This window comes from Pseudomonas sp. KCJK9111 (assembly GCF_046231935.1).
Classification (GTDB): domain Bacteria; phylum Pseudomonadota; class Gammaproteobacteria; order Pseudomonadales; family Pseudomonadaceae; genus Aquipseudomonas; species Aquipseudomonas parafulva_B.
The window spans coordinates 1-8,345 of sequence record NZ_JBJJMO010000106.1 but is presented as its reverse complement, the minus strand read 5'-3'; the positions used below and the strand labels follow the sequence as shown (position 1 = coordinate 8,345).

The 8,345-nt window shown below is 63.0% G+C and carries 8 protein-coding genes; 3 read left to right on the top strand and 5 right to left on the bottom strand.

Annotation, left to right across the window (positions count from 1 at the left end):
* Window positions 1-123: 123 nt before the first annotated feature.
* Together ACK59L_RS21115 and ACK59L_RS21110 are read right to left on the bottom strand one after the other, a co-directional pair.
* On the bottom strand, window positions 124-1,023 hold the full coding sequence (locus tag ACK59L_RS21115; protein WP_409275844.1) for a hydroxymethylglutaryl-CoA lyase: 900 nt from the start codon (window positions 1,021-1,023) through the stop codon (window positions 124-126).
* A gap of 19 nt (window positions 1,024-1,042) precedes the next feature.
* Entirely contained in the window at window positions 1,043-1,441 is a 399-nt protein-coding gene (locus ACK59L_RS21110; RefSeq protein ID WP_028687491.1) for a MerR family DNA-binding transcriptional regulator, read from the bottom strand.
* A 225-nt stretch (window positions 1,442-1,666) separates the two neighbouring features.
* Here ACK59L_RS21110 and ggt point away from each other — a divergent pair, with 225 nt between their 5' ends.
* The 3 genes from ggt (at window position 1,667) to sodC (ending at window position 5,023) form a co-directional block, all read left to right on the top strand.
* Complete coding sequence (gene ggt, locus ACK59L_RS21105) at window positions 1,667-3,457, top strand: gamma-glutamyltransferase (RefSeq protein WP_409275842.1); 1,791 nt, start codon at window positions 1,667-1,669, stop codon at window positions 3,455-3,457.
* 69 nt (window positions 3,458-3,526) lie between these two features.
* On the top strand, window positions 3,527-4,408 hold the full coding sequence (locus tag ACK59L_RS21100) for a LysR substrate-binding domain-containing protein (RefSeq protein WP_409275840.1): 882 nt from the start codon (window positions 3,527-3,529) through the stop codon (window positions 4,406-4,408).
* 99 nt (window positions 4,409-4,507) lie between these two features.
* Window positions 4,508-5,023 (top strand): superoxide dismutase family protein, encoded by a 516-nt coding sequence (sodC, locus tag ACK59L_RS21095; RefSeq protein ID WP_081322874.1) that lies wholly within the window; start codon window positions 4,508-4,510, stop codon window positions 5,021-5,023.
* Window positions 5,024-5,082: 59 nt separating this feature from the next.
* Here sodC and ACK59L_RS21090 read toward each other — a convergent pair whose 3' ends face one another.
* From ACK59L_RS21090 to ACK59L_RS21080, 3 genes are all read right to left on the bottom strand, one after another.
* Window positions 5,083-5,919 carry a bifunctional allantoicase/(S)-ureidoglycine aminohydrolase gene (locus tag ACK59L_RS21090; RefSeq protein ID WP_058605425.1) on the bottom strand — a complete coding sequence of 279 codons (837 nt, stop codon included), beginning with the start codon at window positions 5,917-5,919 and terminating at the stop codon, window positions 5,083-5,085.
* A 106-nt stretch (window positions 5,920-6,025) separates the two neighbouring features.
* Window positions 6,026-7,417 (bottom strand): LLM class flavin-dependent oxidoreductase, encoded by a 1,392-nt coding sequence (locus ACK59L_RS21085; RefSeq protein ID WP_409275837.1) that lies wholly within the window; start codon window positions 7,415-7,417, stop codon window positions 6,026-6,028.
* 12 nt (window positions 7,418-7,429) lie between these two features.
* A complete protein-coding gene (locus ACK59L_RS21080; RefSeq protein ID WP_409275846.1) occupies window positions 7,430-8,338 on the bottom strand; it encodes an aliphatic sulfonate ABC transporter substrate-binding protein in 909 nt (302 codons plus the stop codon).
* Window positions 8,339-8,345: the final 7 nt, after the last annotated feature.

Here is an 8,345-nt window from a genome sequence, read left to right as displayed (position 1 = left end):
AAGAAAGCCATGAAAGCAGGACGTTGGGAAAACCTCACTGGATGTTTCCGGGATACCCGTATCTGGCTTCGTCGCCAAGCGAGCGGTAACACTTCACCCACATTGTTGTGACACCTTGATGACCTAGCGCGCCTGTCGCGCACGTGCAACGCGCGATCCATTGGCCCTTCCCAGCACCGTGCTGATGCGCTGCCCAGCCTCGATCAAGCGCTCCAGGTCGATACCGGTCTCGATGCCCAACCCATCAAGCAGGTAAACGACATCTTCGGTCGCGACGTTACCGGTCGCGCCCTTGGCATAGGGGCAGCCACCCAAACCCGCTACCGAGCTGTCGAAGGTGCTGATGCCTTCAAGAAGGCTCGCATATACGTTGGCCAGGGCTTGGCCATAAGTATCGTGGAAGTGCCCCGCCAGTTGCGCGCGGGGAACATGGGCCGCTACCACCTCGAACAAGCGTCGAACGTCACCAACAGTACCGGTGCCGATGGTATCGCCCAGCGACACTTCGTAGCAGCCCATCTGGTGCAGGGCACGCGCCACCGGCAGTACCTGCTCTGCACGAACCGGGCCCTCGTACGGGCAGCCGAGCACACAGGATACGTACCCACGCACCCGCACACCCTGGGCTCGCGCGGCTTCGATGATGGGTTCGAAACGTTTCAGGCTTTGCGAGATGGAACAGTTGATATTGCGCTGCGAGAATGCCTCGGACGCGGCGGCGAATACCGCCACCTCCTTGACGCCCGCCGCCGCGGCATCTTCGAAGCCGCGCAGATTGGGCGCCAGCGCTGCGTAGGTGACGCCCGGACGCTGGTCGATACTGGCGAACACCTCGGCCGAACCGGCCATTTGCGGCACCCACTTGGGTGAAACGAAACTGCCCACTTCGATGTAGGCGAGGCCAGCCGCTGTGAGGTCGTCCACCAGCCGCACTTTGTCGGCGACACTGATGGGCTGGGCTTCATTCTGCAGCCCGTCGCGAGGGCCAACTTCTACCAGACGAACTTTTTCAGGCAAGGACATGATGAGGTTCCTGTAACGGTCAACCGTGGTCTTTATTGGCAAGCGTGCACGCCAGGGCCTGTTCACAGCGCTCCTGGGCAGTGTCCAGCTCAAGCTGCATCTGGTGGATGTCGAGCATTTGCTGTTCCAGTTGGGCGCGCCGCTCGGCGATCTTGGCGAGCATGCTGTTCAGTTGCTTGAGGTTGCCGCCCGAGGGGTCGTACAGCTCGATCAACTCACGGCACTCTGCCAGCGAGAAGCCGATGCGCTTGCCACGCAGGATAAGTTTGAGGCTGACCTTGTCCCGCGCCGAATAGATGCGCTCAAGGCCGCGTCGCTCGGGGCGCAGCAGCCCTTGCTCTTCGTAAAAACGAATGGCGCGCGTGGTGATGTCCAGCTCACGGGACAGGTCGGAAATACTGTAGGTCTGGGTACTCATACCAGGGCTCTGGGCAGGATATGCCGCCATCCTGAAGCGTGCTTTACGTATACGTCAAGGTGGGCGACTGGAATCGAACCGCGTCACAACCGCGTGACCGTTGGTGGTCCCGTGCGTCGCAGTCGCGTTATCCTCGCCCAGCCTGAACGCTCAACAAAAGCGTCAGTGCACTTTTCGATTCGACAGCCTCGCATCTGTGCCAGGCCCAACGCAGGAAGCGGCTGCATGAACCCTCTCTTTCTATCCGTCAGCGCGCTGTGCCTGAGCCTGTCCTGTAACCTGGCCCAGGCCAGGCAAGCGCTGCCCGTAGCACCCGAACTTGGCTCCGGTTATCGCGCAGGCTTGCAGCCGGTGGCGGCCAAACGGCACATGGCCGCGGCCGCCAACCCGCTGGCCAGCCAGGCCGGACAACGCATCCTTCGCGCCGGGGGCAGCGCGCTGGATGCGGCGATTGCGATGCAACTGGTGCTGACACTCGTCGAGCCTCAGTCGAGTGGAATCGGCGGCGGCGCATTCATCCTCCACTGGGACGGGAAAAGGACCCAGGCATTCGATGGCCGGGAAACGGCGCCGTCGCAGGTGACCGAACGCCTGTTCCTCGACGACAAGGGGGCACCCATGCCATTTAGGTCAGCACAGATTGGCGGACGAGCCGTGGGGGTGCCGGGTGTATTGCGGGCCCTGGAATTGGCGCACAAGCAGCACGGCGTGCTGCCCTGGCAAGCGTTGTTTCAACCCGCCATCGAACTGGCCCGCACCGGGTTCCCAGTCTCTGCAAGGCTGCATGCGCTGCTGGAAGCCGACCCCTTCGTGGCTCGTTCGCCCAGCATGGCCGGCTATTTCCTGGACACGACGGGGCGCCCGCTTGCAGTAGGCACACGGCTGCGTAATCCCGAACTTGCCGACACGCTTGAGCAGATCGCGCAACACGGCGCGCAGGCGTTTTACAACGGCGAGGTTGCGCAGGCCATGGTGGCAGCCGTCCAAAACCACACCAACCCAGGTTATCTGTCCGCCGATGACCTGAAGCAGTACCGGGCCCGCGAGCGTGAACCTGTCTGCGGACCCTACAAAGCTTGGCAGGTTTGTGGCATGCCGCCCCCTTCATCCGGGGGCGTGGCGGTACTGCAGACCTTGGGAATACTGGAGGCATTGCAACGCAGGTCGGCCAGGGACGATCTGGCGTACCTGGCACCCGTCCCCTCGGCCACTGCTGCCACCCTGGAGGCGCCAGCACGCGCCGTGCACCTGGTCGCCGAGGCCGAGCGACTGGCTTATGCCGATCGCGCCCAGTACCTGGCCGACAGTGACTATGTACCCGTTCCGCTCAAGGGCCTGCTTGACCCGGGCTACCTGGCACAGCGTGCCAGTCAGGTGGGTGAGCGCAGCATGAACAAGGCCAGCCCTGGCCATCCGAACGGTGCGCTGTTGACGCTTGCGCCTGACCGATCGCCACCGCGGATAGCCACCTCCTACCTAAGCGCCATTGATGATCGCGGCAATGCCGTGGCCATGACCACCTCGGTGGAGGGCGCATTCGGCTCGCACCTGATGGTCAAAGGGTTCTTGCTCAATAACCAGCTGACCGATTTTTCGTTCGTGCCCCAGGAGCAGGGCAGGCCAGTGGCCAATCGCGTTCAACCGGGCAAGCGGCCCCTGTCAGCCATGGCGCCTACGCTGGTGTTCTCCCGGGACCATGGGGAATTGGTAGCCAGCCTTGGCTCACCCGGCGGCTCGCAGATCATCGGTTACGTCAACAAGGCGCTCATCGCGTTGCTGGACTGGCGGCTGGACCCCCAGCAAGCCGCCGGGCTGCCCAATTTTGGCAGCCGCAACGGTGCAACCGAGGTGGAATCAGGGCTGACCAGCGCTGCACTGATTCGCAAACTCCAGGCGTGGGGCCACACCGTGACGCCGATGGATATGACCAGCGGCCTGCAAGTCATTCAGCGGGACGGGACAGGCTGGTTGGGCGGCGCGGACCCACGCCGTGAAGGTGTAGCACTGGGAGATTGAAGCCAGCGTTGCGAGCTGCCCAGGTGCGTGCTAGAAAACGGTTCTCCCATTCATTTGTCGAATACTTGCATGTCTCATAACGTTAAATCGAATAGGGCCTTGTTCGACCTGGACCTTCTGCGTGCGATCGTCGTGGTGGCCGACTGCGGCAGTTTCACCACGGCTGCCGCGCGCTTGCATTCGACCCAGTCCACCATCAGCCAGAAAGTCCGGCGCCTGGAAGACATGGTAGGGCACCGTCTACTGGTACGTGGCAACCGCGACGTGCTCCCGACCGACGCCGGGCAGACGCTGCTCGGGTACGCCCGGCATATGCTGGCCCTGAATGACCAGATGCTCGAAGCCTTGGCCGGTGCCATGGTCGGCTTCACGGTGCGCCTGGGTGTACCCGAGGACTTTGTGGGTGGATCGACCACCCATGCCCTGTCGGCCTTCAGTCGGCTCAATCCGCAGGTAAAGCTGGAGGTCACCAGCGGGCTGTGCCGGGACCTGAGCCAGGCCTACGACAATGGCGAGCTGGACCTGGTATTGCTCAAACAACGGCGCAACAGCCGCGAAGGGGTCGCCTGTTGGCCCGAGCGGCTGCAATGGATCGACAGCGCTCGCCTGCCTGCCTTTGAACTGGACCCGGTGCCATTGGTGACCTTTCCGCCGCGGGGCTTGTACCGCGAGGACATGATCACTGCCATCGATCGCAGTGGCAGGCGCTGGCGCATCAGTTTCACCAGTTCGAGCTTGAGCGGCATCCAGGCCGCTGTCGCCGATGGCATGGGCATCAGCCTGCTGCCGCCGCGCGCGGCCACTGCAGAGCATCGCGTACTGGGCGCCGAGCAGGGGCTGGGCGAAGTCGACAGCTATGAGATCGTCATCGTGCACCGTCCAACCGCCGATCCGACGGTCAAGGCCCTGGCAGAGGTACTCAAGCAACTGTTGGCCGGTGGCAGTCTTTAAGTGTTTCAGGCTGTGGCACAAGGGAATGACTGCGCGATGATGCAGTCCCATGCACAACGCGGGTATGACGTCCGCCTTCACCACGCCATGGAGAACCTTATGAAAGCAGTTGTAATCGCTGCGCTGCTGGCCACTACCGGCCTGGCCCAAGCCGCCCAGACCGTCGAGCTCAAGCTGGCAGGCCCCGATGGCCCAGGCAAGTCGATCGGCACCATCAGCATCGAGCAGAACAAGTACGGAACGCTGCTTACCCCGGACCTCAAGGACCTGCCGCCCGGTGTGCACGGCTTCCACCTGCACCAGAACCCGTCCTGCGCGCCTGCGCAGGATGCGGGCAAAACCGTGCCAGCAGGCGGGGCGGGGGGGCACTGGGACCCGCAATCAACCAACGCGCATAAAGGCCCTTACGATGACAGCGGCCACCGCGGCGACCTGCCGGCGCTGTATGTAGGTGCCGATGGCAAGGCGACGTATCCGGTACTGGCACCGCGCCTGAAGGCTGAAGACTTCAAAGGCCACGCACTGATGGTGCACGCAGGCGGCGATAACCACAGCGATCACCCCGAGAAGTTGGGTGGCGGTGGCGCGCGCATGGCGTGTGGGGTGGTTGAGTAACAGCGATTTGGCGCACCCTGGCGGGTGCGCCTTGGAGACCGGCAAGCAGTCTTCTGGGCTCAGCGCTTGGGGTTGAGCGTCAAGTGCACGTGACGGTTCACGTCCTTGTACAGCAGGTAACTGAAGTTGCCAGGGCCGCCGGCATAGCAGGCCTGTGGGCAGAAGGCCCGCAGCCACATGAAATCACCGGCCTCGACCTCGACCCAGTCCTGATTCAGGCGGTAGACCGCCTTGCCTTCCAGCACGTAGAGCCCGTGCTCCATGACATGGGTTTCAGCAAACGGTATGACCCCACCTGGCTGGAACGTGACGATATTGACGTGCATGTCATGGCGCATGTCAGCCATGTCGACGAAGCGGGTGGTTTTCCAGCGGCCTTCGGTGCCTGGCATTTCGATCACGGTAGCGTTGTCGCGGTGGGTCACGAACGAAGACGGTACGTCCAGCCCTTCGACCTTCTGGTAGTGCTTGCGCAGCCAGTGGAAGGTGACATTGGCCTGGCTGTTGTTGCGCAGGCTCCATTCGGCGCCAGGCGCCAGAAACGCATAACCCCCTGGCACCAGTGTGTGGTGCTGGCCCTCGACGGTAATGTCCAGCTCGCCTTCGACGATAAACAGCACGGCTTCGGCGTTGGGGTCCAGTTCAGGCCGTTCGCTCCCGCCTTCGGGCGCCACCTCGACGATGTACTGGGAGAACGTTTCGGCGAACCCTGTCAGCGGCCGGGCGATGACCCACATGCGCATCTTGTCCCAGAAGGGCAAGTGACTGGTGACGATGTCACGCATCACGCCCTTGGGAATGACCGCGTAGGCTTCGGTGAACATGGCACGGTCGGTCAGCAGCTCGGTTTGAGCCGGGTGGCCGCCGTGGGGCGCGAAATAGGCGTGGTTCGACATGAATGCTCTCGACTTGTTGTTCTATCCCCATGCCGTGGACCGCACCGGCCGGTGCGGTGCAGGGGACGTGGGCACAGGATAGGGTGGTGCGCCGAGCATCTACAAATTAAATGTTGGAATACCCGGTATTTGGTTGCTGAATGCACACGCGGCTGCCGACATGGTGCGCCGTTAGCCGGTTTCCTTTGCCGAACAACTTATGGCGCAAGGTGCCATCGACGTACCCGTGGGGATAGCGGCCACGGCGCTGCAGTTCAGGAACCAGCAACTCCACGACATGGGTCAGGTCGTCAGGTTGGACGGCATACGTGAGGTTGAACCCATCGATACCGGTTTGATCGACCCACGCCTCCAACTGGTCGGCGACTTCACTTGGCGTACCGATTAGGACGGGGCCGCGTCCTCCTAGCCCGATGAATTGCGCCGCCTCGCGCACCGTCCATTGGCGGCTTGGGTCCGCCGCCGTGAAGGCTGCCAAGGCTGCACGGCCCGCATCGTTTTCCACGTACTGGATTGGCGCGTCAGGGTCCAGGCCATCCAGGTCGATCCCGGTCCAACCTGACAGCAGTGTCAGGGCTGCTTCGATGTCGACGAAACTGCGGTATTGGTCAAAGCGTGCCTGAGCCTGCTCGTGAGTGGGCGCGACGATCAGCAACGCCTGGGCATAGATCAGCACCTCGTCACGTGCGCGTCCCGCCGCTTCGCTGGCCTGACGCACGCCATCGGCGTAGCGCCGCAGAACCGTGGGTGTCGGCCCGCTGATGAACACGCATTCGGCATGCTTGGCGGCGAACTGCTGACCGCGCGCCGATGCGCCTGCCTGAAACAGCACGGGGGTGCGTTGCGGCGATGGCTGGCAGAGGTGCATGCCGGGTACCTGGAAATGCGCGCCGGCGTGACCGATGGGGTGCACACCGGTTGGCTCGACGTAGCGGCCCGTTTCACGGTCCAGCACCAGGGCATCGTCGTCCCAGCTCTTTTCCCAGAGCTTGTAGAGCACCTGCAGATACTCCTCGGCCAAGTCATAGCGCAGGTCATGCCCCAGTTGTCGGTCAAGCCCAAGGTTACGCGCGGCACTGTCCAGGTAGCCGGTGACGATATTCCAGCCCACGCGCCCCTCACTGAGGTGGTCGAGTGTGGACATGCGCCGTGCAAAGGGATAGGGGTGCTCGTACGTCAGCGAGAAGGTGACCCCGAAGCCCAGGTGCTCGGTCACAGCGGCCATGGCCGGGACCAACAGCATCGGATCGTTCACCGGCACCTGGACGCCGCCGCGCAAGGCCGGGTGCGGGCTGCCTTTATAGACGTCATAGATGCCCATGACATCGGCAATGAACAGTGCGTCGAACAGACCGCGTTCGAGTAGCCTGGCCAGGTCGGTCCAGTAGGCCAGGCGGTTGAAATCGGTGCTGGTGTTGCGCGGGTGGCGCCACAAGCCAGGCGATTGGTGGCTGGCAGCGTTCATGCTGAAGGCGTTGAAGCGTATAGGGCGGGGCATGTTGGGCTGGCCTCAAGGCAGCACGGAAGCAGGGTAAACCGCTTCGGCTACGTTCAGTTTGCGGGGGATCAGGCCAAGCCCTTGGAAGGTGTCGGCCAGCTTCTGTTGTTCGGCAACGATCTCTGGGGTCACTGGCACAGCGTTGTAGTTGCGTCGTTGACTTGCGACTTCCAGGACATCGGCGTTGATGCCAAGCTGCGGCGCCAGCAAGGCGGCGACGTCGCCGGGTTTGTCATTGGCCCACTGGCTGGCTTTGGCCAGTTCGCTGAAGAATATTCTGAGCAACGCCTTGTGGCTGTCCGCGAAGCGGGCGGTGGACAGGTAGAAGGTGCGGTTGTTGGTCAAGCCGGTTCCGTCACGCAGGTTTTTCAGCCCTGGCTGCCGCTCGGCTGCAGCCAGGAATGGGTCCCACAGTGTGGCGGCCTGAACGCTGCCTGACTGCAGCGCGGCTATCGCGTCGGCTGCGTTATTGACATAGGCCGGGGTGATGTCCTGGTAACTCAGGCCTGCCTGTTGCAAGGCGACGGCCAGCAAGTATTGCGCATTCCATCCCCGGCCAGTGGCCACGCGCTTGCCCTTCAGATCCTGCACATCGTTCAGAGGGTCCTGCTGGCGCACCACCAGGCCGATCCCTCGCGGATAAGGCTGTTCAGCGGCCAGGTAGACCACGGGTTTGCCAGCCGCCTGGGCGAACACCGAAGGCGCATCGGCCGCGTGTCCCACGTCGATTGCACCGGTACTCAGCGCCTCGAGCAACTGTGGACCGGCGGCAAACTCATGCCAGCTGACGCTCACCCCTTGCGGGGCAAGGGCTTTTTCCAGTGCGCCGCTGCCTTTGAGGATGTTGAGGCTGTTGAATTTCTGGTATCCGATGCGCAGGGTGCTGTTTTCTTGCGCCTGGGCCGGTGCGGCTATCAACAGGGCCCCG